Source organism: Shewanella sp. DAU305 (genome assembly GCF_026802235.1).
Lineage (GTDB): Bacteria > Pseudomonadota > Gammaproteobacteria > Enterobacterales > Shewanellaceae > Shewanella > Shewanella baltica.
Window position 1 is genome coordinate 4,329,303 of sequence record NZ_CP113808.1, and the last position, 26,145, is coordinate 4,355,447.

Sequence of the window (26,145 nt, forward strand, 5' to 3'; positions counted from 1 at the left end):
CTACTTGCTCACCAGTGCCTTATCGAGCGCCTGCGCCACATCGTTAATGATGTCGTCAATATGCTCAATCCCAACTGAGATACGAATAAGATCTTCAGACACGCCAGCCCTTGCCAGTTCATCGGCATCGAGCTGTCTGTGCGTAGTACTCGCAGGGTGACAGGCCAAAGATTTCGCATCGCCGATGTTCACTAAACGCAGGATCATCTGCAACGCATCGATAAAACGTCCGCCGGCAATTTTACCTTCTTCAGGCGTGGCCGCTTTAATCCCAAAGCTAATGATCCCAGAGGCTTTTCCGCCAGTGATCTTGTGGCAATTATCCTGATAAGGGCTGCTCGGCAAGGCGCCGTAATTCACCCAACTCACCGCCGGATGCAACACCAAATATTCGGCTAATGCTAGCGCGTTCGAGCAATGGCGCTCCATTCTAAGGCTTAAGGTTTCAAGGCCTTGCAGCAGTAAGAATGCGCTGTGCGGTGACAGTGCGGCGCCGGTATTACGCAGCGGTACCACACGGCAGCGACCAATAAATGCTGCGGGGCCAAAGGCTTCTGTATAAACCACGCCATGATAAGAAGGATCGGCTTGGTTGAGTAAGGCAAATCTTTCCTTATTGGCGACCCAATCAAACTTGCCAGAATCGATAATCACCCCGCCAATGGTCGTGCCATGGCCACCAATATATTTGGTTAAAGAATGAATAACGATATCGGCGCCATGCTCAAACGGGCGACATAACACTGGGGTTGCGACCGTATTATCGACAATTAAAGGTACGCCATGCTTATGGGCAATCTCGGCTAAACGTTGTAAATCAACAATATTCCCCGCGGGATTACCAATTGATTCGCAGAACAAGGCCTTAGTTTTGTCGTCGATCAGCTCATCGAGGCCTTCAAAATCATCGAAGGCCGCCATACGCACTTCTACGCCTTGGCGCGGCAGCGTATGGGCAAACAGATTATAAGTGCCGCCATAGAGCTGACTGGTACTGACAATATTATCGCCAACTTGAGTCAAGGCTTGAATAGCATAGGTAATCGCCGCCATACCCGATGCCACGGCCAGCGCACCTATGCCGCCTTCAATGGCTGCGAGACGCTGCTCTAGCACGCTAGTAGTAGGATTCATGATCCGCGTATAAATGTTACCTGCGACTTTCAAGTCAAATAAATCAGCACCATGCTGGGTATCATCGAAGGTATAAGAGGTGGTTTGATAGATAGGTACCGCGGCCGCTTTCGTGGTCGCTTCTGACTCATAACCGTAGTGTAATGCCAGTGATTCAAGCTTCATTTTGACTTCCTTCAACAGAGTGCTGTCCTTGATCCAACCAAGAGGATTGCACAAGATTTGTGCATGTTCAACAAGCTAACAGATAGACATCTGGAAGTCTAAAACTTTTTTAACCTCAGCATTTAACTTCTGACCGAAAACCCCAAACAACAAAACGGGCTAACATAACAGGCTCATATAAAAAGCGAACCTAACGAGCTAATATCACGAACTAGCGCGAATAGTTACGGATAAGTTCGGCCAGCACCACGACAGCAGAGACTATCTCTGGCGAGCACTCGTATGAGGCATTCAGGCGCATAAAATGGCGGAACTCGACCTGATTACTAAAGAGATTGCCGGGAGCTATACTGATCCCGCGCTCAATCCCCTGAGAATAAATTTGCGTGGCATCCATGTGTGCTGGCAACGCTAACCAGAGAAAATAGCCGCCCTGCGCAAAGTTAACCCCCACAGACTCGGGCAGATGCGCGCGCAATAACTGATACATGGCCAATTTGCGATCGGCTAACTTTTTACGTAACTGCTTCAAATGGCGTTCATATTGTGCCGACTGAATAAAATCGGCGATGGCAAGTTGCATGGGCGCGCTGGTCGATAGCGTCGACATAACTTGCAAGCGCTGTAGCTGCGGCGCATGCAGTCCCGCCGCCACCCAGCCGACACGATAACCTGCAATCAAAGACTTAGAAAATGAGCCGCAGTGCAGCACCCTTCCTTCGGTATCGAAGGCTTTTACAGGCCTTGGTGCACTAGAGCCGACATAGAGTTCTTGATAAACATCATCCTCAATCAGGCTGACCTTATGCTCGTTTAGTAACTGATAAAGTGCCTGTTTTTTAGTATCTGACAAGCTACAGCCAAGGGGATTTTGATGTTGACTCATCAACCAGCAGGCTTTCACTGGGTAGGTTTTTAACACTTCCGCTAGCGCCTCGAGATCAATCCCCAGTTGTGGATCCGTCGCGACCGCAATGGCCTTAAGCTTAAGCCGCTCAATCGCCTGCATCGCGCCATAAAAGGTCGGGGATTCAATGACTACCCAATCCCCCGCTTGAGTTAAGGTCGCTAAACTCAAGTTGAGCGCCTCCATGGCGCCCGAAGTAATAATGATTTCATCGGGTGAAATGCTCATACCCAATTTGGCATAACGTTGGGAAATCGCCTTACGCAGTCCCGCATTCCCCGGCGGTAAATTATCGGCAGCAAAAGACGGTGACATGTGCCGAGTGACCTTGACTAACGAGCGCGCCAACGCTTGCTGCGGGAATAAACTGGGATCGGGAAAACCTGAGCCAAAGGGCACTATCCCCGCCTGTTTTGATGCCTGCAAAACAGAGAAGACAAACTCGTTAATATCAACTTTATCAGAGAGATAAATCTGCCGCTGACGGTCGGGATAGCGAAAGGTTTCTGGCTGCGGCGCCACTAAATAACCCGATTTTGCCTGCGCCGTAATCACGCCTTGGCTTTCCAATAGCTGATAGGCATTAAGCACTGTCATCAAACTCAAACCCGAATCGGCCACAGTTTGGCGCAGCGACGGCAACTTGTCCCCCGCCTGCCAGACGCCTTGGGCTATTCGTGTCTTTAATTCCTGCGCTAACTGCTCGTACTTCGCCATCTGTTATAGCTCATTTAATATATTCTGTGTCTGTTATAGCCAGCTTATCCCATGCTCTAATGGCACACAAGCTTTCACCGCTGGGCCAATATTAGGTTCAGTGGACACTGCATTAATGAATGCCTTTGTAACGAGACTCTTATCTCTCGAGGAAATTATGTTTGATTTTGATGCCACTGTACTTGCTAGGATCCAATTCGCTTTTACTATCTCTTTTCACATTATTTTCCCCGCCATCACTATCGGCCTCGCCACTTATTTAGCGGTATTAGAAGGCTTATGGTTGAAAACAGCGAATCAGGTGTACCAACAACTCTATCAATTTTGGTCGAAGATTTTTGCTATTAACTTCGGCATGGGCGTGGTCTCTGGCATTGTTATGGCCTACCAATTTGGTACCCATTGGAGCGCGTTTTCCGCCTTCGCCGGCAGCGTAACTGGGCCGCTACTCACCTATGAAGTGCTTACCGCCTTCTTCCTCGAAGCGGGTTTTCTGGGGGTCATGTTATTTGGTCAGCAGAAGGTCGGCAAAAACCTACATTTCTTCGCCACTTGCATGGTCGCCACGGGCACGATTATCTCGACCTTCTGGATCTTAGCGTCAAACAGTTGGATGCAGACGCCCCAAGGTTTTGAAATTGTGAACAATCGCGTTATTCCTGTGGATTGGTTTCAGATAGTGTTTAACCCTTCATTTCCCTATCGTTTAGCCCATATGACAGTGGCGGCCTTTATTTCGTCGGCTTTCTTTGTGGGCGCATCGGCGGCTTGGCATTTACTCAAAGGTAACGACACGCCAGCAATCCGTAAGATGTTGTCTATGGCGATGTGGATGGCGTTAATCGTCGCGCCGCTGCAAGCTGTGATTGGTGACTTCCATGGTTTAAATACCCTTGAATATCAACCTGTAAAATTAGCAGCGATGGAAGGCCATTGGCGTAATGAGGGCGATAAACCCACGCCATTAGTCTTGTTTGCCATCCCCGATATGGACGCAGAGAAAAACCACTTCAGCCTCGAAATTCCAGGGCTGGCGAGTCTGATTTTAAAGCACGATTTAAGCAAACAAGTGCCAGCCTTGACTGAGTATCCCGCCGAGGACAGACCCAATGTGTTGTTAGTGTTTTGGAGTTTTAGGGTCATGGTCGGCTTAGGCCTATTGATGATTTTTGCCGGACTGTGGAGCGCTTATCTCAGACGCAAAAACAAACTCTACAGCAACAAACACTTTCTGCGATTTGTACTGGTGCTCGGCCCTGCAGGACTGCTCGCGACACTAGCGGGCTGGTTTACCACCGAACTTGGCCGCCAACCATGGGTGATCCAAGGGTTGATGCGCACTCAGGATGCCGTGTCTTCCCACAGCGTTACCCACCTGAGTAGCAGCCTAGGGATTTTCATTGTCAGTTACTGCGGCATCTTCGGCGTGGGTTATAGCTATATGATGCGACTCATCCGCAAAGGGCCAGATATCGCGGCGACAAGTCATTAATTTTAAAGTAAATAAATCTAGTTTTACTTATTCAATCTTAAACATATTTAAGGGCTCACCATGGAATTCGATTTACCCTTGATTTGGTTCGGGATCATCATTTTTGCCACCTTAATGTATATCGTGATGGATGGCTTTGATCTCGGCATAGGCATACTGTTTCCCTTTATTCACGACGAGGACGACAGGGACATTATGGTTAATACCGTCGCCCCCGTTTGGGATGGTAACGAAACCTGGTTAGTGCTCGGCGGCGCCAGCCTGCTCGGTGCCTTTCCCCTCGCCTATGCCATAGTGCTCGAAGCGCTGACCATACCGCTGCTCATCATGCTGCTGGCACTGATTTTTCGCGGCGTGGCATTTGAGTTTAGATTTAAGTCGGGCGCAGAAGCTAAACCATTTTGGGATAAAGCTTTTATGTTCGGATCTATCACGGCCACGTTTTCACAGGGCGTAGTGCTGGGGGCGTTTATCTCGGGCATTTCGGTCAGCGAGCAGCAATTTAGCGGAGGTAGTTTCGATTGGTTAACGCCCTTCTCACTCTTCTGTGGATTTGGCCTTATGCTGGCCTATGCTTTACTCGGCGCGACTTGGCTGGTGAAAAAATGCCAAGGCGAGCTTAAAACGACCATGCAACAACTCGGCAGAGCACTGACCTTATGCTTACTTATGACCATAGGTTTAGTCAGTTTATGGACGCCTTTTGTGCAGCCTAATATTGCCCTACGCTGGTTTAGTTTGCCGAATTTATTCTATTTCGCCCCAGTGCCAATACTGGTATTAGCCTGTGGCTGGGCCTTGATGAAATCCTTGCGCCGCGATGATAACTATCAGCCATTTCTGCTCACCTTATGCCTAGTCTTTTTAGGTTTTAGTGGACTAGGGATCAGTATCTGGCCGCACATTATTCCCCCCAACATCAGCCTTTGGCAGGCGGCAGCACCCGATAGCAGCTTAAGCTTTATGCTCGTCGGCGCGCTGATGATCATCCCACTGATTTTGGTTTACACCTTTTGGAGCTACTACGTATTCCGCGGCAAAGTGACTAAAGATGCAGGCTATCACTAGCCATGACTCAGTTAAAAGAGGCTTCCCAAAACGCGACCTAAGCTAATTTGGCTTAGGTCGCTAATTCACTTTAGATAACTTTACACATGCTGGAGATAAACATGACGACCCCAACTAAATCCCTCAGCTATCGACTCGGCTGGTTAGTGCTCATTTGGTGCACGAGCGTCAGTTGCCTGTTCCTCGTCTCCATGTGCATTAAAATACTGTTGAAAGGCGCGGGATTAACCACCTAAGTGGATACCCGATATTTACCATTTAAACGCACACATTAAGGCTTAATTCAGTTAGCTTGCATAGCATAGCGTTAAAATATACTTAAGTATTATAATCACAGGGCTAAGGGATTATTCGAGTGTACATTATTGAATGAGTACTTTATTTGAATGAGCAACTTTAGTGAATTAGTGCGCTATTTACTTAATGGGTATTTCATCGCTAAACCCATCAGCGCTCGATTTATTTTACGCGTGCTAGGATTAAATTGACTAAGATTGGCATCAACACCAACAAAGTTAATTTAGTGTTAAATGCACATTTCTGTAGATAAGTATATTCAGCAATATAAACCTGGTTGGGCTTGCATTATTTTTTCACTTGGCCTATGGTATCAACCAAGTAAACATGGCTTATTTAATTAGCACTTTACTTAATTAGCACTTTACTTAGTTAGCACTTTACATTATTCGCCATATTGAACGCTTGAAAAAGCAACCCATAACACACACTTTTGACTGGAGATGTAAAACTATGTTTAGCACTGCATTTTCATCACTATTTTCCCATGTATTAGCTAGCACTCTTAGCTCAACGTGCTGTTTGGCTAAATCATTCCGTTTCTCTCTCAAATTCCCAGTCTAAGCCGAGCGTCACTCGCGCTCGGCAGAACTTTAATACTCTTGTTAAATAAGCACTGAATACAGTTATCACTCTTTTAAAATTCTTTGCTTGTACTTTTACTTGGTTATTTCAGAGGCAGGAATGACATATTCATTTTTTAGCGGTCTATTTCAGAATTTTATTCTAAAAACCGAAACCTATTATTTACAGAACAGTTTTAATGCCTCACTGCGCCCAACCGCTTTGGCTGGGGTGATTAGCAAGCTTGAGCAGCTCAAGCATGATACGGCGAATGATAAAGTGACTGTAGGGCGCGAGATCCGCTTAGTTAATCTGCAGGATCAGCAAGAGTATCAAATTGAACTCGTGTATCCACCAAAGCATAAACCCAGTGCAGGACGCTTCTCTGTTATATCCGATTTAGGCGTCAGCTTGCTTGGGCGGTCTAAGGGCGAACTGGCTGAAGTGAGTATTTTAGGCAAGCCGGTGCTATTTATGATTAAAGATGTCAGCCTAGCGAAAAAGCAACCGAAAAAAGCTAAGTAGCCAGTTGATTCAAGCAGCGTTATTTTTAGTGGCCATTTAGCAGCTTATGCCCGAATTCAACTCCGAAGTTCGTTCAAGTGTTAAGCCATTTTTAGATGACGTATTTTAAAGATAAAGTGTGTTCAACTCCGTGACAACATGCTTCAACTCGCTATTAGCGGCGGCTTCTAGCGGTACTTTCAACATAATAGGATAAGAAGGAATGTTATTTTGAAGTCATTAACTGGCCGCGTTATTTATTAAAGACAGGTATTAAATGAATTTAGCACTGTAATTAACGCCTTTTGCCACTATTTACACTAAGTCATGGCAGCGCTTTAAGGTAAAACAGCAAAGGGGTTAAGAGGTTCAGGTTCGGCACCTCATCGTTAAATTACGTTTTATGCGTCCTTTATAAATAAACCGACTCAATTTAAGCCTGAAATAAAAATTGAGCCCAACTATCGGAACCGAATTGCGGCGCGGAACCGGATAGTGACCTTCACTTTGGAGTCTATATCTATGAGTAAAGAAAAAAACAAAAAACCGCCAATGAAAACCTTAAAAGAGAAGCGTCAGGATAAACGGAACCGCCAAAAAGCATCCGACTAATTTATCCAGCAATGTAAAAAACCCTTAAATCCTCTCTTTAAATAGGCCGAAAAATAGGGTGCTAAATGCTTTGGCACCCTATTTTATTTCTCGGTTTTATCCGCTTATCGCCACACAACATCCGCTAGCGTTCGAATTAACAACAGATCATTTTTCAACACACTAAGCTTATATGCCATCACACTAAACTTATGCGCCATCACAATCGACGGCGATACTGCTCCGGCGAGCACTGGGCATACTTTTTAAACATCACAATATAAGGTGAGGTTTGGTTATAGCCGAGCGTTAATGCCACCTCTTTAATAGCTAGCCCCTGACGCAGAAATTGTAATGAATAGATAAACTTATGCCTTTGCCTTAACTCGGTAAAACTCATCCCCAGCGCCTCTTGGCAACGACGGGCTAAGGTACGCTCTGTGGTATGTAATTCATTGGCCCAAGATTTAAAGGTCTTAGGACTCGCTGGGTCGGCTTCGAGTGCCAGCAACAACGGCTGTAACAGTTTATCTGAGACTGTGGGCAAAAATTGCGGCAGAGCTTGGCCGATAGTGAGCTGATCGAGCAAAACCTCAACGAGGCGCTTATCCGCCGCCGAGTTTGCCACTCTAACTTGCCGCTCCCGTAGGTCGTTAACGATTGATTGGGCAATAGGTGTCACAGCTAACAAACAGGTCTCTAGGGGAAACGCCGCAGCCCGCTCGGCAACGATATTCATCGAACAATAATGGATACTACGCCGAGTGAAACTTTCATGCTCTATCCCCGCAGGAACCCAAATTGCATATTGCGACGGAGATAAAAATCGTTGCCCTGCAGCATGTAACTCCATAATTCCACCGCTGATTAACTGCAGTTGTCCCCAAACATGTTGATGTTTTGGCGTTACCGTATTTGGCAAGAAAGCTTCATAGTTAAAGAAAATATCCGCAACTGGCTCTTGCTCTGCCGTAAGGGGATGATAAACCGTACGCATTTTGCCTGTCCTTAAAGCCTTCTAGCTCAATACACTCTCTGATTCAATAGCACTCAACTGGTTAATAGCACTCAAGCAATCCAGATTTAATCGCACTGGTTTAATCGCGCTCAAGCGATTTTTCCATCCCATAGCACTCTGTCCGCCGAGGAACTGACCTTGTCTGATAAGCGATATCTATATCATAACCGACCATGGATAATTGCCTGCAATGATTATCTGGATGTATAAGTAATACGTAGTAAGCAGAGTCTCTCGTTCTGAGTTACTCAGTTTTAGCCATGTAGACTCAGTCGCTTATGCCTATTAACTCATGTCCAGCCACGTAAACCATTATCGAAAGGCAAAATCATGTTGTATTTGTTTCCCCTATTAGCCGTTTTCATTTGGGCGGGTAACTCGATAGTTAATAAACTCTCATTTGGGATTATCGATCCTGAAGCCATAGCGTTTTACCGTTGGTTTTTTGCAATGTTGCTATTAACGCCCTTTGTCGCGGGTCGCGTGTGGCAAAAGCGCCGAGTGATCTTGCCGCTGTTACCTAAGTTCGCGACTTTGGCCATGCTAGGTATGGTGCTCAACCAGAGTCTGGCCTATTTTGCAGCGGCCACCACCACGGCGACAAATATGGCATTGATCACCTCACTCGTGCCCATGATCAGCCTGTTTTTAGCCGTGCCCTTACTCAAGCAGAAGCTGTCGCCATTAGCCTTTGGTGGCACGCTGATCTCCCTCGTTGGCTTAATTTTTATGTTAAGCCACGGCGATATGATGAATCTTGCCATCGGCGTCACCCAAGGTGACTTGTTATTGCTGTTCAGCGCCTTTGTGTATGCACTCTATGGTGTATTACTAAAACGCTGGCAATTACCACTGCCCACTTGGGAATCGGTTTATATTCAAGGACTCATAGCCGTATTCATGCTGACACCACTGCTGTTCACTAGCCCGAGTATGGCGATCAGCACGCAATCGGCACCACTAATACTGTATGCGGCAATTGCAGCCTCGCTGCTCGCGCCGTGGGCTTGGATCAATGGCATCAGCAAACTCGGCGCCGATCGCACCAGCGTATTCTTTAATTTAATGCCGATTATTGCGGCGATACTGGCGGCCATCATCCTAAATGAAACCTTAGCCATTTATCATTACATTGGCGGCTCTATGGTCATTATTGGCGTCATGCTAGTGCAGATAAAACCTAAGCCAAAAGCCATCCCCACCTTAGCTTGCCCCGAATAATTTAAGCTAAACACCTAAGCCCTGGCTGCACAGTCGGGGCTATTCATCTTCTTTCTATGGGCACAAAACTTCGCCCAGAATCCCATCGCAATTTACTGCATGTAAAAGCAATTCTATAAATAACGGCTAAGCTATTTATTAAGTTATTAATGGAGATCGTCCTATGTTTAACAGTATTCGCGTTAAGTTTTCACTGATGTTTGCCATTATGGCGACAGCGCTCATTGTTATGGCCGTCACAGACGCCATGCAAAGCCGTGCGACGGTAAAACAGATGCAAGAATTCAGTCAGTTATTTAATCCTGCGATTTCGGCAATTCTCAATGCCGACCGCGATCTTTACCAAGCACAGCTGAGTGAAGAAGTGTTATTAAGGGAAGAATTATCGGCCGAGAATCGCCAGAGTGAGATTGATAACTGGCAAGAAAACGTCGACCAAGCCCGTGACCGAATGGGCGAGTTTAAAAAAATCCTTAAAGACCATCTGCTGGTACTGCAATCCACCAATGGCTTTGAAGCGCAATTTTCCCTTTGGTATCAAGCCTCATCTGAAGTCATTAACGCAGTCAAAAGTAACGACTTTGCGCGGGCGAAACAGCTTCACGAGACCAAATCCAAGCAAGAATTTAAAGCTTTAAGAAGCATCTACAATGCGGCGGGGGAAGCGGCCGATAACCGCGTAAAAGAGCTAGACTTACAAGCAACTGAACAGGCAACCACCCAAACCCAAATATCCCTCACCATAGCCAGCTTAGTGGCCATAGTCGCCCTGTTGATTGCCTACTTTGGCCCTAAAATCATCGTTAATGCCATTAAAGATATCACCAGCAGGATCAATGACATTGTTGATGGTGACGGTAACTTAACTCAGCGGATCCCCATCAAACGTCAGGATGAAATCGGTGAGCTTGCCGAGGCCTTTAACTTGTTTGTGGAACAACTGCAGCAGATGGTGATCTCGATTATTGGTCAAACCAAGGATGTAAGCCAAACCGTTGAAAGCCTTGCGACTAAGTCCACCACCACAATCAACATCAGCCATGAACAAGAGCAGTTTGTCGATACCATAGTCACAGCAGTCAATGAAATGAGTGCGGCCGTAAGAGAAGTCGCCAGCAATGCCCTGCACACGGCAACCGAAATCACTAAGGTGAACGACCAAACGGTGGAAGGTAAAAATATCCTCGCCCAGTCCGTTAATCATATTCAGCAACTGTCTGAATCGGTTAAGAATGCCGTAACGGTTATCGAAAAGCTCTCAGTCAATTCAGCCAACATTGCCTCAGTGCTCGATGTGATCCGCTCTATTGCCGAGCAAACTAACCTGCTCGCCCTTAACGCAGCAATTGAAGCGGCGCGCGCTGGTGAACAGGGCCGCGGCTTTGCCGTGGTCGCCGACGAAGTGCGTACACTAGCGAGTCGCACCGAAACCTCGACCCAAGATATTCAGCGTATGATTGAAGAGTTACAACGCGGCGTAAATGACGCGGTTAAAAGCATTGAATCGGGCGCCAGCCTGACCACATCAACCGTCACCCTCGCCAGCCAAACCCAAGATGCATTGGATGAAATCCTAAACTCCACCTCTAAGGTCAGCGAGATGTCCACTCAAACGGCAACGGCGACCGAAGAGCAAACCCATGTAACCGAAGAAATTAACCGTAACTTGACTGAATTATCCGATAAAACAAGATACTGCAACTTAGTCATTCAAGAGACTCAGCAAATCGTCGTCAACACTAAGGCTATTTGCAACAATCTACAAAAAGAAGTGGCGCGATTTAAAGTCGCTTAAGATAAATGACTAACGATAAATGGTTAGCGATAAGCTATTGAAACGAAAAGAGTGCCCAATAAAGGCACTCTTTTTAATAGAAACAATTTAATAGGAATCCTGCAAAACAAAGCCTGAAGATAATAAAAGCTCCACTGCCGTATGCAAATTGCAAATTGCAAATTGCAAATTGCAAATAACGGTAACGATACTGAACCCAAGTTGTATCGATTCACCCGTTAAAGTGCGAATAACAGTACTAACTGTTTAATGTTAACTCACAGTAATGATTGAATTTCTAATTCAATCATCTGCAAAAGCTGTAAAACAGCCAAAAGATACATCACTCAAAACTGACTAATCGACCACCTAAGTGGGCAATTCTATCAGTGACGGAGTCAGAACTAAGGTAACCTGCGACCTTAGTCAAGGCATCGGCACGCCAAGCAAAAGGCGCACTCACACTGACAATACGCTCAGTTTCAGTATCGACATTCACATCAGTAACATTGCCCGTGGGCAGTAATAACGCAGGATAATCATGGCTTAAAGTTTGTGATACTCGCGAGCTTGCCAGCGCCATATTGCTCACGCAAATCTTTTGGCTCAATCCCTTTGGGCCACGGCAGAGCACATTTAAAGAGGCGCTACCAAAGACTTTTAAATCGCCACCGGCATTCACCCAGCCACCACTGACGCCCGCACGGCGCAGCTCACTCACCGCCATATCGACCGCATAACCTTTGGCTATGCCATCTAAAGTCAAAATGAGTGGTCTAGCTAATCTCACTTGATTATCTTTTATTTCAATATCTTGCCACTCGCCTTGCAATAGTAAAGGCATACCAAGATAGGCAGGCAAAGCGCCGCGGGACATCATTTCCCCGCCGACGGTACAATTGAACAAGTTGTTGCTCGCCTTGCCTAGCCACTTAGCTAACTTGAGCACTCGTAAACTGTCTTGGCTTACACGAATCCATGTCCCCGGCTGGCGATTTAGCTGATTTAACTCACTGTCTTGCTGATGAAAACTCAGTAACCGACCAATATGCGTAACACGCGAAAAAGCCGCGCTTATAGCAGTTTCCAAGGCTTTATCTTTAAGTTGTGCCTCACCGCCTTGATGTGGCAGTGACTCGGCAGCGATTTCCACCAGTGTCCCGAGTAATGGCTTAGCGCGACGTATCATGATAATACCTACTGTGGTAGTAAGATCTGAGGGATCAGCAATAAACGCTTCATCCAGTTAAATTTAAACAAAGCACTAAGAGGAATTAACATAATTTGTGCGGATTCTATTAAAGTCTCTACTTCAATACAAATTGTTATCATTATTTTTTATGGGGATTTTAGATGGTTAACACCGTTTTACATTTAAAAACAATAGATTGCTTATTAAGGCTTTGTTAAAGTTATTTGACGTGCCATTGCTATAGCAAAGCTACACAAGCGAACTCAGTCAATACGTCCCCAAATGAGCCCTATTCATTAATGCCACTCATCATTTACGTTATTTATGCTGACTTACCCATCAATGACTCAAGCTCAATGGGGCGATAAACAGCCAACTTATCCCATCACCCCGGGCCACAGCTTAAATTTTACGCTATTCCATTCAGTTGCAATACACTCTAAATCAGATAAAAACCCGCTAACTTAACCTGAATGCAAAATGATAACACATTGATTATAAATTCAAATGTAGACTGAGCTTCATCTTATACAACCTATTAATAACCTAGCGATCACAACGGAAGTAAAAACATCTAGACGTCTAAATTGACAGGTTGGCGGGGATCAAATATGCTTTGCCTCAAGTTGCTAAGATACGATGCCGAAGCGACACTAAATTTAAGCGAGTTTGACTGCTAAGGAACCAGCGGAAAGAACTCTAAGCGAAAGAGAGATAACATTTGAGCAATCCAACACCAGCAACACAGCACAGCCCGGCATCTTTCATTGCCCTGTTGCCATTATTTGTTTTCCTTGGTCTTTTCATTGGCGCGGGTGTGTATTTCCAAAGCCAAGGTGTCGACTTCGCCTTCTATCAATTACCGAGTGTTATCGCCATTTTACCTGCGATTATTCTGGCGTTGATTCTATCAAAGCAGAAATTGAATCAATCGATTGATACCTTTATTGGCGGTATTGGTCACAGCAACATTATTGCGATGTGTTTGATTTATCTATTAGCAGGCGCTTTCGCGGCGGTCGCTAAAGCCACAGGCGGCGTCGATGCCACCGTTGCTCTGGGTTTATCACTGATCCCATCAAACTTGTTGTTACCCGGTTTCTTCGTGATTGCGGCCTTTATCGCAACAGCCATGGGGACATCAATGGGCACCATAGCTGCTGTCGCACCCATCGCCCTCGGCGTGGCCGACCAAGCACAAATCGACTACGCCCTGATGGCAGGTGCGGTCATGTCTGGCGCCCTATTCGGTGACAACTTATCGATTATTTCAGATACCACGATTGCAGCCACCCGTACTCAGGGCTGTGATATGAAAGATAAATTCCGTGAAAACCTGATTTTCGCTATCCCAGCATCACTGCTTACCTTGATTGCCTTTGTATTTGCAGGCCAAGGCCAAGCGGAATTAGCCACGCAGAACATAGATCTCATTAAGGTCATTCCTTATCTGACCATTTTGATCTTAGCGGTGGCGGGTCTGAACGTATTTGTGGTCTTAACCTTAGGTATCTTATTAGCGGGCGCTACGGGTCTGTTTACCATGGATTACGGCGTGATCCAATTTGGTAAAGATATTTATGCTGGCTTTAGCAATATGCAGGAGATTTTCATTCTGTCTATGCTGGTCGGTGGTTTAGCGGCACTTATGCAGCAACAAGGTGGTCTTGCCTTTGTGAGCAAACAGATTGAAAAGCTGATCACGCGTTTTTCAAAGGCACAAGGTGAAGCCTCATGCCGCGCCGCAGAACTGGGTATGGCTGGCATAGTCGCAGTGACTAACACTTGTGTGGCCAACAACACTGTTTCTATCGTGGTGACCGGTGATATTGCTAAAGACTTAGCCGAGAAACATGGTGTGAGCCCAAAACGTGCCGCCAGCGTCCTCGATATTTTCGCCTGTATTATCCAAGGTTTGATCCCGTATGGCGCACAAGCCTTGCTGATCGCCTCGACCTTTAGCATCACCCCATTGGCTGCGGTATCACACGCTTGGTACTGTATGATTTTAGCCGTCGTGGCCGTTGCGATTGTGATTTTCCGTAAACGTCATTAATAAGTCGCACTGTACTTATCGCTTGTTAAACAGCAGGTTGAAATAGCTAATTAAGATGCTGATAAGTACAATTGAAGGAGCCGAATTCGGCTCCTTTTTTATGTTTAAATTCATCAACCTTGGATTGATATGCGCCTTGCAAAATACCTCGCCCAGTGTGGCATAGGCTCACGCCGTGAAGCCTGCCGTTTGATTGAGGCCGGACGCATTACACTCAATGGCCATATCGCCCGCCACACAGATCCCGTCCGTTTAGGCGAGTCATTAAATTGCCTCGACAATATTGAGCTTGATGGCGCACCCATCACAAAAACCGAAACCCTCGCCAACTGGATATTGAACAAAGCCGTAGGCACAGATTGCCGTCTGCTGGAGCAGGATGAAACGAGTCTCATACACCTACTTCCCAAAGCGCCAAGACTCTATCCCGTCGGCAGGCTCGATAAGGATTCCCGCGGCCTACTGCTGTTAACAAACGATGGTGAGCTGACCCATAAACTCATGCACCCCAGTTTTGCCCATAGCAAAACCTACCATGTGCGCCTCAACCGACCATTCACTGATGATTTTGTTGAACAGATGGCCAGTGGAGTACGTTATAAAGACCTGCAAACCCTGCCCTGCCAAGTCCGCCGTCTCAGTTCGGACAGCTTTGAAATCGTACTGATACAGGGCTTAAATCGCCAAATTCGTAGGATGTCCAAGGCGCTCGGATATCACGTTATCGATCTTGAGCGCGTCGCCATAATGACACTAAATTTACGCGAATTAGCATTGGGTGAGTTACAAGAAGGTCAAATGCGGCGATTAACAGAATCGGAAGTTGCAGAGCTAAAAGCAGTACTGGCGATGAAATAAATAGATGGTTTGGATTTAAAATTGAGCTAATAGCAGACAATCGTTTAACCCTTTTACTTGTTAGGATAACGCTAGAACGAAACAATAGTTATTAAGAGACGGAGCATAATGTCAAAAATATGTTTTGAAACGGGAATCGATAGACTTAATTGGACTGTCGAACCGGGAATTGATGATGCGCTAGAGTTTATTCTGACGAATACTGGGTCACGTCAGGGTTGTTTATTAGAATTGAAATCTTATTATTATGCTAAATCCTTATTGTCATGGTTTAAGGATGGGGATTTAGAGCAACTTCGCCAACATGCCTATACCTCAGCAAAGTTGTATCGACTCTACTATCAGAGAGCAAACAGCGTCTGGCAAGGAGCATTTTGCCACTTTATGGCTCTGATAAGTGATCATGAGCCTTTGATAAACTGGCACAGCCAGTTTATCTCTCCTCTTTACCGAGTAACAGGAGGGAAAGCAGTGCGCAACCGTGTGGGTTGCCCTGAATATCATGCGTTCCAAGCGATTTTAGCGCTGCAAGGTAAATGGGATTTGTTGGGGGAGCGTGCTGAATATATTTTAGCCAACCCACCGGGTCAGAAAATGGCAAAGTATCAAATTGACCAAGAGTTTTATCTTGCGCTGGCAAAAGGGGATGTACCTGCCATGGAACAGGTATTAAACAGTCTTACGGGCCCGAAAGCTAAAGTTCGCAATTTTGATGGCGCACTGGGATTAACCGAGCATTTAATGTCGTTGTTTGGCTTTATTTACGCCAAAATGGCTTGGCGTGCAGGGTATCAGGTACAGGTGGACAGTCCCTATTTACCTATGGAATGGCTGCCAATATCCCCCCTTACCACATATCGTGATGAATATGATTTTTTAGCTGATTTTGATCTATTTCAGCCTTTTACGAATGAAATGGCGCCTTTTTCGCCAGTGAGTGAAGTGGATAAACGAGTCGATGTTACTGTAGGCTCATCACCCTTTGCCTAATATTGAGAATTTATATGAGCATATTTGATATTTTTAAAAATAATTCATCAGTAAATGCCGATGGTGATATGCCTGATATCAGTTATCAGATGAATGAATATTCTGCCGATGCTCGTCGCCGTAGTGATATATTTGTCACAGTTGCAAAACAGCAAGACCTTGAGATATTAGCAGGACGATTTGGAGGTGAATATAATAATGACATGCTTGCAGCAGGTGAGAAAAACGGACAGTTTTTGTTAATGTTGGGTATGAAAACTACTGGTTCTGACGGTGGTATTCAGCTTGATAAGCTGTCAATGGGTTCTTTTCTGCAATTCTCTAAGCCTTGGTTAAATATGGTTGTGTATTCACTGCGCTTATCTGGTACGCAATTAGCTATTGCGGATAAAATTGAAAGCCACGTAAAAGATGGCTCTATTTCGCTAGCGGTTGCATTTATTGATATGGAGACAAAAAAGCTCAATATTATTCCGTTAACTGTTCAATAATAATGATATAGACATAAATTGATCTCTTAAAGAAAGGTTAGAGAACTTGCCATAGTTAAATCTCTGCTCTCATCTTTTAAGCTAATAATCACACCAATGCTGATAGGCTAGCCATGCTGATTTGTGAGGCGACCATCCGCCCCATGGGCGGGTCTCCACGGATGGACTTGCTGCGAGTCGGTGAGCTAATACCATAGCGCAGCTATCTCAACAGCCATCAGCAAGCCATTACACCCACAAAAAAATAGCGATAAACTCAGTGAGTTTATCGCTATTGTGTTGTTATTTCAGTATTTTTTAAACGCTACATCACGCTTAAATGCTGATAACCCAGCCACTATAGACCGCACCATTGCTGGTGCGGCAATGGATTACTTAACGATTTCCATCTCAGCTAATAAATTATCGGCATGGTCTAAATATTTCATGACCCACAACATATAGCGGCTATCCACTTGGATAGAACGGTTGATGTTATCGTCATACGCCCAGTCACCGATAATGCTTTCATACACACCATCGAACAGCAGACCGACTAATTCAGCGCGGCCGTTTAGGGTCGGTGAACCTGAGTTACCGCCCGTTGTGTCTAACGTCGACAGGAAGTTAACCGGTACAGAATCGATGGCTTTCACATAGAAATCACAGTATTGCTTCTGCTTAATCAGCTCTAACTCTTTTTTCGGTGCATCGAATGGATCAACACCTGTGTCCTTTTGCACTATGCCTTCAAGGCGAGTGAATGGCACAGCCACTAAACCGTCTTTTGGCGAATAGCCTTTCACATGACCAACCGTGACACGCAGGCTTGAGTTCGCATCGGCATACACTGGTTTACCTTGCTCTAGGTTGTAGGCAATGATGGCATCCATGTACTGCGGACGCACTTTCATCAGCTCGCCATCCAGCTCTTTTTCTTTCTTTTCTTCAGCCATATCTGTGTCATACATAGCGACAGCGAATTGAATGAAGGGATCTTTAGAGGCTTTAAAATCGGCAACGGATTTATCCATCCACGCCAGACGCACGTCTTTTTTGCCTAACTCAGTTTTGGCGTACATTTTGTCTAAGGTTTTCGAAAGCTTAGCTTCGTTGAACTTTTTATCGATACCAAAGGCTTTATCCAATGCGGGTAGACGTTTGTCTTCTGGCAGTGCGGCGTAGCGTTTCAGCATATCGAATAACACGGCTTTATCGACGCTTGGCGCATAACGACGGTCGATACGCTCCATGCTCGCTTTCAGACGAGTCATATCACGTTCTTGGAAGCCAGGTTCACGCTGCATATCCGGCAGTTGTTTCTCGTTCGCTAAGCGATACAGGCTGCGCGCCGTTGGCAACATAGTCGTGCTACCAATGTAGCTTAAGATCATGTCACGCTCTTGATGCGCTTTACTCTTGGCAATTAACGCATCTAATTCCGCTAAGGTTTTGCCGTATTTCGCTTCACGGCTGCTGTCTTTAGCGATCCACGCTGCAAGCTCAGCTTCGCGGGCTTTACGGTCCGCCAGCATGGTGGATTTGCCATAAAACTCGATCATCGAGGTGAAGTTTTTCGCGTAATTTGCAAGGCTAGCAATTTGACTCTCGTACTTAATACGTTCGTCGCTGCCCTCTGGCGCGGTATCTTTAATGATCTCAATAAAGCGCTCGCGCAATAACTTACCTTCTGGATAAGCCCACTCGAACTGATTTTGTACTTCATTGGCGGTGCGATATCGGTTGGTGCGACCTGGGTAGCCAGCCACCATGACAAAATCGCCATCGCTCACGCCTTTAGCCGATACTTTTAAGAAGCTTTTTGGCTCGTATGGCACGTTATCGCTACTAAAATCGGCAGGTTTGCCCGCTTTAGACACATAAGCGCGGTAGAAAGAAAAATCGCCGGTGTGACGTGGCCACATCCAGTTATCGACGTCGCCGCCGTATTTACCCACGCTCGCGGCTGGGTTATAGACTAAACGGACGTCGCGGATTTCCAGTTGTTTAACCAGATAATATTCAAGACCGCCGTGGAAGCTATACACTTGGCAACGGTAGCCGTCTTCTTTTTCACATTCAGCCACTAAGGCTTTTTCTTGGCTTTCAACGCCTTGATAGAAGTCACTGCCCATTTTACCTTCAAGCCCGCCTTTAACGCGCTCGGTCACATTGGTCACATCTTCGGTCACATACACACGTGAACCCGGTGTGGCAGGTAATTCATCGGCGAAGGTCTTAGCTAAAAAACCATCTTGCAGCAGGTTTTTTTCTGGGGTGGAGTTGTATTGAATCGCACCATAGGCACAGTGATGGTTAGTGACCACTAAGCCTTTTGGCGATACGAATGACGCAGTACAGCCACCAAGACTGATCACGGCGTTCATTGGGAATTCGGTGAGTTTTGAAATCGATTTGGCATCAATTTCTAGCCCTTTTGCTTTAAGCTCATCGGCCATAGCGGGCAGCTGATGGGGCTGCCACATACCTTCGTCAGCCTGAGCGCCAAAACTGGCGGCCACGGCAACTGTGAGTAACCATTTTTTCATTGTGTTAAGTCCGTTTTATGTGAATGAAGCCACGCGCAAGCTGGGCCATGTTCTCGTTTTAATCGTGTTGTTTTTATCTTAAGTTACTGTATTAAAACCCAGCATCACTCGCTTTAAAACCTAAAAAGCAAAAAGTCAGGCCGGGGCCTGACTTTATCACATGGGATACACTTTATAACAGACTCAGAAAAATTCGCTTACAAAGCAAATACATTCCATCAGCTATATTCCATCAGCATTACCCCGCGGTGTTAGCTGCGAGCTAAATACTAAGCCGTTAGATTGCAACAAATAGCTGCGCGCCCACAATCACAACGCCTAACAAACCTGCCATCACTAAGCCCGCAGAACCACCCGACACTTGATAACCGCCCGGTTGTGTTTGGCGTTGACGCAATGCCATCACGATTGGCAAGAAGATGATCATCACCACCAATGGCACGGCTGCGAATCCCAGTACCGCCACAAAGCCTTCTGGCAGATACAGAGCACATAATACTGGCGGAATAAAGGTTAACAACCAGGTCTGTATACGGCCGGCAAACGTCTCTTTAGCACGGGTTAACTCGGCGACAAAGTCATACAGGCTTAAGGTCACCCCGAGGAATGAGGTCACTAGGGCTAAATCGGCAAATAACGAAATACATTTGCTGATCCAAGGCGTATGGGCAATATCCTGCAATGCCGTCACCAGTGACGGTAATGAACCTTCAAAACCACTGACTTCATAACCGCCTACTGTGCCTAAGGTCACCAATAGCCAAAGCACATAACAAGCGAGTGGAATCGTCGAACCAATTAACAATACCTTGCGCAGTGAAACTGCATCGCCATCCAGATAACGCACTAAAGTGGCAATACAAACGTGGAAACCAAAAGAAGTAAACACTACTGGAATCGCCGCCATCCAACTGCTGGTCATCGACTCGGCAATCGCGCCCGTTGCCATGCTGGCAATACTGACTTCAGGCAGGAGAAATAACACCACAACCACCAGCAGTAAAATCATTAACGAAAACAGGAAGCGGGACACTTTATCGACCCAAGCCACACCGAGCGCCGCAAATCCGCCGAGCACTAAGGTGAACAACAATACCGCGGCTTGATTATCGAGCACGATATCAAACATGTTCTTAGCTTTAAGCACTAATAGCGATGACCCACCGGTGAGATAAGCCGCAGTCAAAGCAAATAATAAACTTAAGAAAGAAGCGCCTTGAATTATTTGACCTTTTTTACCCAGCAATTTACCCGTAATGGCATGCACGTTATCACCTACGCCAGTGCGTAAGTTAATTTCGAGCATCAGTAATGAGGTATAGGCAGATACGCCCCAAATAACGACGAGTAACACTAACGCTGGAATAATACCTAAAGCCGCGGTGGCTAAAGGTAAGGCTAACATACCTGCGCCAATGGCCGTCCCGGCAACGATGGCGATCGAGCCTAACATTTTTGAATTCACACAATAGTCCTGTTCAATGATTAATTATTATTTTATTTGAGTAAGATTTGAACCGATAAAGCCTTGCGTCTTAAATCGAAATAAGCAACACATCACTTAAAGCAGCTTCAAAAAGCATCCAATCGGATCTCATTCCTGCAGATCAATTGGCCCCAATAGCTTTTGAATATTTCAACCCAGTAGCCATTGAGGCTAACTAAATCGGTTGCATAAAAGTGGCATGACTTTCAATTGTGATAATCCTAATAACAACATAGGTAAAATAGATAGTTTGGGACATTAACAGAGCCAAACCCAGTGGGCAAGCCAGTTGTGAACAAAGATAAGTCGCACACTGCACGGTAACAACTTAATAGCGCTGTGATAAACGAAAACATACAAGCTAACAAAATCGCTACCTTTGTTGGAAATACGTGGGGTTCAGCATTGTGGGGGAATCGAGGTAAAACGTATATTTTGACCGTCGCAAGCGCGCTGAATATGGGCTTAAACATATTCGCTGTGTTTAAGCCCAATCACCTCATATTGAGAATCGATTAACTCAAGATGTTAATTTACAGCTCAGTCCACGCCATAGTCCAAGAAGCGCCAACACCTGGCTCAAATCCTGTGGCAGAAGCCGACCACTGCATGCAATAGCCGCTATAGGGGAATGGCTTACATTGATACACTTTGCCATTTTTAGGCTGTAACACTGTAGTGCCTGCAACGTAACCTTTCACCCCTTCAGGGAAGACAAAATCCGCTTCCGGCGTTGGTGCTTGATCCTTTAAGAAGAGATCAAAGTTCTGCTGAATAACATCACCTTGTTTAGGCTCAGCTTTAACCTGTAAGTGATAATGTCCAGCTTTAGGCGCAACCACGTCTAACACTAAGCTCGCACTAGTATTATTAACGGTTTGGCTCACAAAACCCGCAGCCGTGCCATCGTGGCTAAACAAATACGCAGACACTAACATTTCAGCATTGCTGGTGACGTCAAAACGAACCTGCGCCGCGCCGTCGATAATTTGATAATCGTCGGCAAGTGAAGTGACTTCTAAGCTGTTGCCCGGTGCGGGCGCCAGATCAAATCCCACTTCAACACGCTCAATACCTGAAGTCGTCGCAGTAAAAATGTCGTTTTTGCCATACACAGGCTCAATCACACCTGATGCATTTTTTTGTCCCGCTTTTAACTGAGACTGCTGGGCATTAATCGCGCTCGCTAATAGGAAAGGCCAATTTTGTTTATCACCTTGAGTCGCATCGCTAATGGTAATGACTGTTTGTTTAGCCGGTTGCTCACCATTGGCATCGAACACTCGGGTCATCACTTTATCGCCCGCCTTGAGATCGAGTGACGGATTGATGTCGCCCACATCGAGCCATTCACCCGGTACGACGGGACCCGAATCTAAGTTCACATCGATAGCATTGTAGAAACTGTTGGTGGTATCACCCACTTCCCACACGGCTAGAATCACTTGATAACCGCTGCGACCTTCTGGCACATAACAGTCATGGGTCACTAACTTAGGCGGCTGCACCATGCCACCATCGACTACGCAGAATGGCGCTAAGTCAAAGCTCGCACGGCTTAAAGCTTGGTTTTGATTCCAATCTTGGCGAGTTAAATAATAACGCCAATTGCGGGTGACATGATTGGCAGTGAACTGCCAACTGAACTTATTCCAGCCCGCTTTAATATCTGTCTTTGACCAACGGCTGGGACTCTGTTCATCTAAAGGCGAGAAAGCACCATTACCCGCACTCGCCAGTTTGCCATCCGCAGGACCTGACTCAGGAAAACCCGATGGCCCTTCAACGCTTTGCGGTTCCCATTGCACCGCGCCACAGTTGGCATTGTTGCCGGTTTTACAGGCATAGGAGCGTGACTCTGGCGCCACAACATAACCGTGTGCCTGTGCAGAAATACTCACAAATGTATTTGCCGCCATCACTGCGGCGGCCAATAAACTCAATTTAGAAACAGGGGAAAAAACAGTAGGATTTGCCACTTTAATGCACTCCATTTGCACCCATCTTAGCCAGTATTGGCTTGGGCTTAAGTATAAAAGTGGTATTTGGGCAAACAACAGCATTAAACAGCAGTCGTTTATCTTTCACAGAAATCGAATTCTGCGGCAACTCCGCTATCTTAGTTCACTAAAAAATCCATTTACAACCTTAGACCGGAAGCTTTGCGTCCTAACTTTTCAATTAGTTTGCCAAATACGGTAGGTGTCATCGAATCACTACGAGTTAATAGTATGTAATCAAGTAGAAATGACCTGGCTAAATTAGCAACAAAAGACAACGCTGTCAAAAAATTAACCCATTTATATTCATATAATTACAGAATGTTGCGCGGTATTTTTCTGACACCTGTCAAACATCCATTCGTGTCTACTGCGATAAACTGGTGCTTGAAACCGAAGTTCACTTAGGTATAATGCCCACCTCGCTTCGGGGGAGTAGCTAACTGGATTTCGAGCCATCGTCATCTAGGGTGAACATCAACATACTTGGCCACACGCCATGGTGTTCACAGCAAATCATCGATTTGCCCAGCAAGACCTGAGCACAATGACTGCACCTAGGGGTGGACGGTTTATTGTGCTTATGTCTTAACCACCCCTAAAGGATCACACTTGGAAGCCCTACTTGCCTCAACCTTTACGGTTGCTATTGCCGAAATTGGCGATAAAACTCAATTACTTGCACTGATTCTCGCCGCAAGATTTAAAAATAAAACCGCCATTATTTTAGGCATTTTTCTGTCAACGTTATTCAACCATTTTGCCGCCGCTTGGATTGGCCAATGGGCGATTAACTGGGTCAGCCCAGATCTTGCCCGCTATTTAGTTGCCGCATCCTTCTTCGCGATAGCCCTTTGGGTGTTAATCCCAGATAAAGTCGATGCTGAAGAGAGCCATTTCTATAAAATGGGCCCCTTCCTCGCCACCTTTATCCTGTTTTTCATCGCCGAGATGGGGGATAAAACGCAAATCGCAACAGTAGTGTTAGCCGCAAAATACGATTCATTAACTATGGTGGTTGCTGGCACAACCTTAGGCATGCTGCTTGCTAACGTACCTGTGGTGATCGCAGGCCATTTCAGCGCCGAAAAATTACCTATGTTATGGATACACCGCGGCTGTGCCGTATTGTTCGCACTCTTAGGCGTAGCAACACTACTGTTCTAGATCATTGATCATATTGAATTAAGGCAACAAAAAGGCCAGTGATAAACATCACTGGCCTTTCTACTTACAACGGTTGTATTGAGATAAACAGTGTCGACTTAGAAACGCAGTTTATAGGCCTAATGCCGTTTTAATCCGTTGACCGTAATCCGCATCTGCTTGAGTAAAATGCGCCACCATACGTTGCTGCACATCTAAACTCGCTTGACTTAATGAACCCGAAATTGTTGCCACTAAGCGTGCTTTCTCCGCTTCTGAGAAGATGCGATACAGATTACCCGCTTGAGTGTAGTCGTCTTGGTTATAACGGCTATAACGCGCCGCTTCACCTTCTAAACGCAGAGGTGGCTCGGTAAAGTTTACCGGTTCAACCAAGGCATCCGCTGTGCTGTTCGGGCCATAGTTTGCCGTGGCATCGGCCCCCGTTTGGCTGCCATGGTAAGGACATTGTGTGCCCGCCATAGCGCCCGCACGTTGATGATGATTTGCCTTAGCCGCATGTGGGCAGTTCACCGGTAACTGGTTGTAGTTGGCACCAATGCGGTAACGCTGGGCATCTGCATAGGCAAATAAACGCGCTTGCAACATCTTGTCGGGTGAAGCTCCAACACCGGGAACCAAATTGTTCGGCGCCAATGCCACTTGCTCAACTTCGGCAAAGTAATTTTGTGGCAGGCGATTCAGCTCTAACACCCCAATCTCAAGCAATGGATAGTCACTATGTGGCCAAACCTTAGTTAAATCAAATGGATTGATATGGTAAATATTGGCATCCGCCTCAGGCATGATCTGCACGTTAACCGTCCAACGCGGGAAGTTGCCATCGGTAATCGCCACCACCATATCGCGCTGTGATGAATCGGGATCTATTCCTTTTAATTTATCAGCCTGTTCGTTGGTTAAGTTGACCACGCCTTGCTGGGACTTAAAGTGAAACTTCACCCAGAAACGCTCACCCTTGGCATTCCACAGCGAGAAAGTGTGTGAACCATAACCGTGCATTTGACGGTAGTTGGCTGGAATACCGCGATCCGACATCAAAATGGTCACTTGATGCATGGCTTCAGGGTTCAATGACCAAAAGTCCCACATAGCCTGCGGATCTTTTAAGTTTGTCTTAGGGTTACGCTTTTGCGTATGGATAAAATCTGGGAACTTAATCCCGTCACGCAAAAAGAAAGTCGGCGTATTATTACCCACAATATCGTGATTACCGCGAGCCGTATAGAAACGTAAACCAAAACCGCGTGGATCGCGCTCAGCATCGGCTGAACCCATTTCGCCACCTACGGTCGAGAAACGAATGAAGGTTTCAGTTTGCTTACCAACGCCATTGAAATGGTCGGCAATGGTGTAATCGCTTAAATCTTTGGTCAGGGTAAATGTGCCGTAAACGCCAGTACCTTTGGCATGCACGATACGCTCAGGAATACGCTCACGGTTGAAATGGGCTAACTTTTCAATTAAATGCCAATCCTGTAATAGCAAAGGACCACGTTCACCCGCCGACAGTGAGTTTTGATCGTCGGCCACTGGGGCACCATTTTGGCTCGTTAAGTACTGACTTGTTTGATGTTGTTGACTCATGCCCTGCTCCTTAGTCTTGATTGCTGGTTAACCAGGTTTCAATTAAATCGTAAATGGTGGCCATGGTTTATCTCCTTGGCTGCGACGTGTTGTCGATGGAGCAAGAATAGATAATTACCAACAAAGAATAAAACGATTAAACTAGATTCATGCAATCTACAAAAAAGATTAGAAGCGAGATAGCAAAGTAGATAAACGATTGCGCGGACTCACAGCCAATGATTCGCTCACATCATTTAAGATGCGGTTGAAAACCAACATGGCTGCTCGCTGCGATGAAGCTGAGTGCTGTAAAGCAAAGTGCGGTACAAGCAAGCGGAGAAAGATGATGCGTTGCC

At 46.0% G+C, this 26,145-nt stretch carries 19 protein-coding genes and 1 riboswitch; of the genes, 11 read left to right on the forward strand and 8 right to left on the reverse strand.

The window, feature by feature from the left end; genetic code table 11:
- Positions 1-1,299: an O-acetylhomoserine aminocarboxypropyltransferase/cysteine synthase family protein gene (locus tag OX890_RS18415; RefSeq protein ID WP_012090043.1), complete on the reverse strand. Its 1,299-nt coding sequence runs from the start codon at positions 1,297-1,299 to the stop codon at positions 1-3.
- A gap of 211 nt (positions 1,300-1,510) precedes the next feature.
- Positions 1,511-2,923: an aminotransferase-like domain-containing protein gene (locus OX890_RS18420; protein WP_268649705.1), complete on the reverse strand. Its 1,413-nt coding sequence runs from the start codon at positions 2,921-2,923 to the stop codon at positions 1,511-1,513.
- Between the two features lie 157 nt (positions 2,924-3,080).
- Here OX890_RS18420 and OX890_RS18425 point away from each other — a divergent pair, with 157 nt between their 5' ends.
- The 4 genes from OX890_RS18425 to OX890_RS18440 all read left to right on the forward strand — a co-directional run bounded on the left by OX890_RS18425 (position 3,081) and on the right by OX890_RS18440 (position 6,869).
- Positions 3,081-4,415 (forward strand): cytochrome ubiquinol oxidase subunit I, encoded by a 1,335-nt coding sequence (locus OX890_RS18425; RefSeq protein WP_268649706.1) that lies wholly within the window; start codon positions 3,081-3,083, stop codon positions 4,413-4,415.
- Positions 4,416-4,475: 60 nt separating this feature from the next.
- Positions 4,476-5,483: a cytochrome d ubiquinol oxidase subunit II gene (gene cydB / locus OX890_RS18430; protein ID WP_107403925.1), complete on the forward strand. Its 1,008-nt coding sequence runs from the start codon at positions 4,476-4,478 to the stop codon at positions 5,481-5,483.
- A 101-nt stretch (positions 5,484-5,584) separates the two neighbouring features.
- Positions 5,585-5,719: a DUF2474 domain-containing protein gene (locus tag OX890_RS18435; protein ID WP_006080444.1), complete on the forward strand. Its 135-nt coding sequence runs from the start codon at positions 5,585-5,587 to the stop codon at positions 5,717-5,719.
- A gap of 745 nt (positions 5,720-6,464) precedes the next feature.
- The gene (locus OX890_RS18440) at positions 6,465-6,869 is read left to right on the forward strand and encodes a GreA/GreB family elongation factor (protein WP_268649707.1); all 405 of its coding nucleotides are present in this window, start codon (positions 6,465-6,467) and stop codon (positions 6,867-6,869) included.
- 790 nt (positions 6,870-7,659) lie between these two features.
- Here the strand turns inward: OX890_RS18440 and OX890_RS18445 are convergent.
- Positions 7,660-8,436, reverse strand: coding sequence for an AraC family transcriptional regulator (locus OX890_RS18445; protein ID WP_268649708.1), 777 nt, complete (start codon positions 8,434-8,436; stop codon positions 7,660-7,662).
- Positions 8,437-8,787: 351 nt separating this feature from the next.
- On the opposite strand from OX890_RS18445, the gene OX890_RS18450 reads away from it, so the two are divergent.
- Entirely contained in the window at positions 8,788-9,678 is an 891-nt protein-coding gene (locus OX890_RS18450) for a DMT family transporter (RefSeq protein ID WP_106651445.1), read from the forward strand.
- Between the two features lie 163 nt (positions 9,679-9,841).
- Entirely contained in the window at positions 9,842-11,473 is a 1,632-nt protein-coding gene (locus OX890_RS18455) for a methyl-accepting chemotaxis protein (RefSeq protein ID WP_268649709.1), read from the forward strand.
- 322 nt (positions 11,474-11,795) lie between these two features.
- Here the strand turns inward: OX890_RS18455 and OX890_RS18460 are convergent, their stop codons facing one another.
- The gene (locus tag OX890_RS18460) at positions 11,796-12,641 is read right to left on the reverse strand and encodes an FAD:protein FMN transferase (protein WP_268649710.1); all 846 of its coding nucleotides are present in this window, start codon (positions 12,639-12,641) and stop codon (positions 11,796-11,798) included.
- Between the two features lie 724 nt (positions 12,642-13,365).
- On the opposite strand from OX890_RS18460, the gene OX890_RS18465 reads away from it, so the two are divergent.
- From OX890_RS18465 to OX890_RS18480, 4 genes are all read left to right on the forward strand, one after another.
- The gene (locus OX890_RS18465) at positions 13,366-14,700 is read left to right on the forward strand and encodes a Na+/H+ antiporter NhaC family protein (protein WP_107403921.1); all 1,335 of its coding nucleotides are present in this window, start codon (positions 13,366-13,368) and stop codon (positions 14,698-14,700) included.
- 129 nt (positions 14,701-14,829) lie between these two features.
- The gene (locus OX890_RS18470; protein WP_268649711.1) at positions 14,830-15,558 is read left to right on the forward strand and encodes a 23S rRNA pseudouridine(2604) synthase RluF; all 729 of its coding nucleotides are present in this window, start codon (positions 14,830-14,832) and stop codon (positions 15,556-15,558) included.
- Positions 15,559-15,666: 108 nt separating this feature from the next.
- A complete protein-coding gene (locus tag OX890_RS18475; protein WP_268649712.1) occupies positions 15,667-16,548 on the forward strand; it encodes an Imm49 family immunity protein in 882 nt (293 codons plus the stop codon).
- 14 nt (positions 16,549-16,562) lie between these two features.
- Positions 16,563-17,039 carry a hypothetical protein gene (locus OX890_RS18480; protein WP_012090057.1) on the forward strand — a complete coding sequence of 159 codons (477 nt, stop codon included), beginning with the start codon at positions 16,563-16,565 and terminating at the stop codon, positions 17,037-17,039.
- Between the two features lie 371 nt (positions 17,040-17,410).
- Here the strand turns inward: OX890_RS18480 and OX890_RS18485 are convergent, their stop codons facing one another.
- From OX890_RS18485 to gbpA, 3 genes are all read right to left on the reverse strand, one after another.
- Positions 17,411-19,567: a S46 family peptidase gene (locus OX890_RS18485; protein ID WP_268649713.1), complete on the reverse strand. Its 2,157-nt coding sequence runs from the start codon at positions 19,565-19,567 to the stop codon at positions 17,411-17,413.
- A gap of 277 nt (positions 19,568-19,844) precedes the next feature.
- Positions 19,845-21,020 (reverse strand): aromatic amino acid transport family protein, encoded by a 1,176-nt coding sequence (locus tag OX890_RS18490; RefSeq protein ID WP_268650626.1) that lies wholly within the window; start codon positions 21,018-21,020, stop codon positions 19,845-19,847.
- Between the two features lie 566 nt (positions 21,021-21,586).
- Positions 21,587-23,032, reverse strand: a complete 1,446-nt coding sequence (gene gbpA / locus OX890_RS18495; RefSeq protein WP_172599611.1) for an N-acetylglucosamine-binding protein GbpA — start codon at positions 23,030-23,032, stop codon at positions 21,587-21,589.
- Positions 23,033-23,154: 122 nt separating this feature from the next.
- A riboswitch (cyclic di-GMP riboswitch) is annotated at positions 23,155-23,254 on the reverse strand.
- 411 nt (positions 23,255-23,665) lie between these two features.
- Between gbpA and OX890_RS18500 the strand changes: the two genes are divergently transcribed.
- Positions 23,666-24,220: a TMEM165/GDT1 family protein gene (locus tag OX890_RS18500; protein ID WP_268649714.1), complete on the forward strand. Its 555-nt coding sequence runs from the start codon at positions 23,666-23,668 to the stop codon at positions 24,218-24,220.
- A 111-nt stretch (positions 24,221-24,331) separates the two neighbouring features.
- On the opposite strand, the gene katB is transcribed toward OX890_RS18500, so the two are convergent.
- Complete coding sequence (gene katB, locus OX890_RS18505; protein ID WP_126492636.1) at positions 24,332-25,807, reverse strand: catalase KatB; 1,476 nt, start codon at positions 25,805-25,807, stop codon at positions 24,332-24,334.
- Positions 25,808-26,145: the final 338 nt, after the last annotated feature.

Coding starts and splice junctions, on each gene's coding strand:
- OX890_RS18415 (WP_012090043.1), bottom strand. CDS start 1,299: ATGAAGCTTGAATCACTGGCATTACACTACGGTTATGAGTCAGAAGCG.
- OX890_RS18420 (WP_268649705.1), bottom strand. CDS start 2,923: ATGGCGAAGTACGAGCAGTTAGCGCAGGAATTAAAGACACGAATAGCC.
- OX890_RS18425 (WP_268649706.1), top strand. CDS start 3,081: ATGTTTGATTTTGATGCCACTGTACTTGCTAGGATCCAATTCGCTTTT.
- cydB (WP_107403925.1), top strand. CDS start 4,476: ATGGAATTCGATTTACCCTTGATTTGGTTCGGGATCATCATTTTTGCC.
- OX890_RS18435 (WP_006080444.1), top strand. CDS start 5,585: ATGACGACCCCAACTAAATCCCTCAGCTATCGACTCGGCTGGTTAGTG.
- OX890_RS18440 (WP_268649707.1), top strand. CDS start 6,465: ATGACATATTCATTTTTTAGCGGTCTATTTCAGAATTTTATTCTAAAA.
- OX890_RS18445 (WP_268649708.1), bottom strand. CDS start 8,436: ATGCGTACGGTTTATCATCCCCTTACGGCAGAGCAAGAGCCAGTTGCG.
- OX890_RS18450 (WP_106651445.1), top strand. CDS start 8,788: ATGTTGTATTTGTTTCCCCTATTAGCCGTTTTCATTTGGGCGGGTAAC.
- OX890_RS18455 (WP_268649709.1), top strand. CDS start 9,842: ATGTTTAACAGTATTCGCGTTAAGTTTTCACTGATGTTTGCCATTATG.
- OX890_RS18460 (WP_268649710.1), bottom strand. CDS start 12,641: ATGATACGTCGCGCTAAGCCATTACTCGGGACACTGGTGGAAATCGCT.
- OX890_RS18470 (WP_268649711.1), top strand. CDS start 14,830: ATGCGCCTTGCAAAATACCTCGCCCAGTGTGGCATAGGCTCACGCCGT.
- OX890_RS18475 (WP_268649712.1), top strand. CDS start 15,667: ATGTCAAAAATATGTTTTGAAACGGGAATCGATAGACTTAATTGGACT.
- OX890_RS18480 (WP_012090057.1), top strand. CDS start 16,563: ATGAGCATATTTGATATTTTTAAAAATAATTCATCAGTAAATGCCGAT.
- OX890_RS18485 (WP_268649713.1), bottom strand. CDS start 19,567: ATGAAAAAATGGTTACTCACAGTTGCCGTGGCCGCCAGTTTTGGCGCT.
- OX890_RS18490 (WP_268650626.1), bottom strand. CDS start 21,020: ATGTTAGGCTCGATCGCCATCGTTGCCGGGACGGCCATTGGCGCAGGT.
- katB (WP_126492636.1), bottom strand. CDS start 25,807: ATGAGTCAACAACATCAAACAAGTCAGTACTTAACGAGCCAAAATGGT.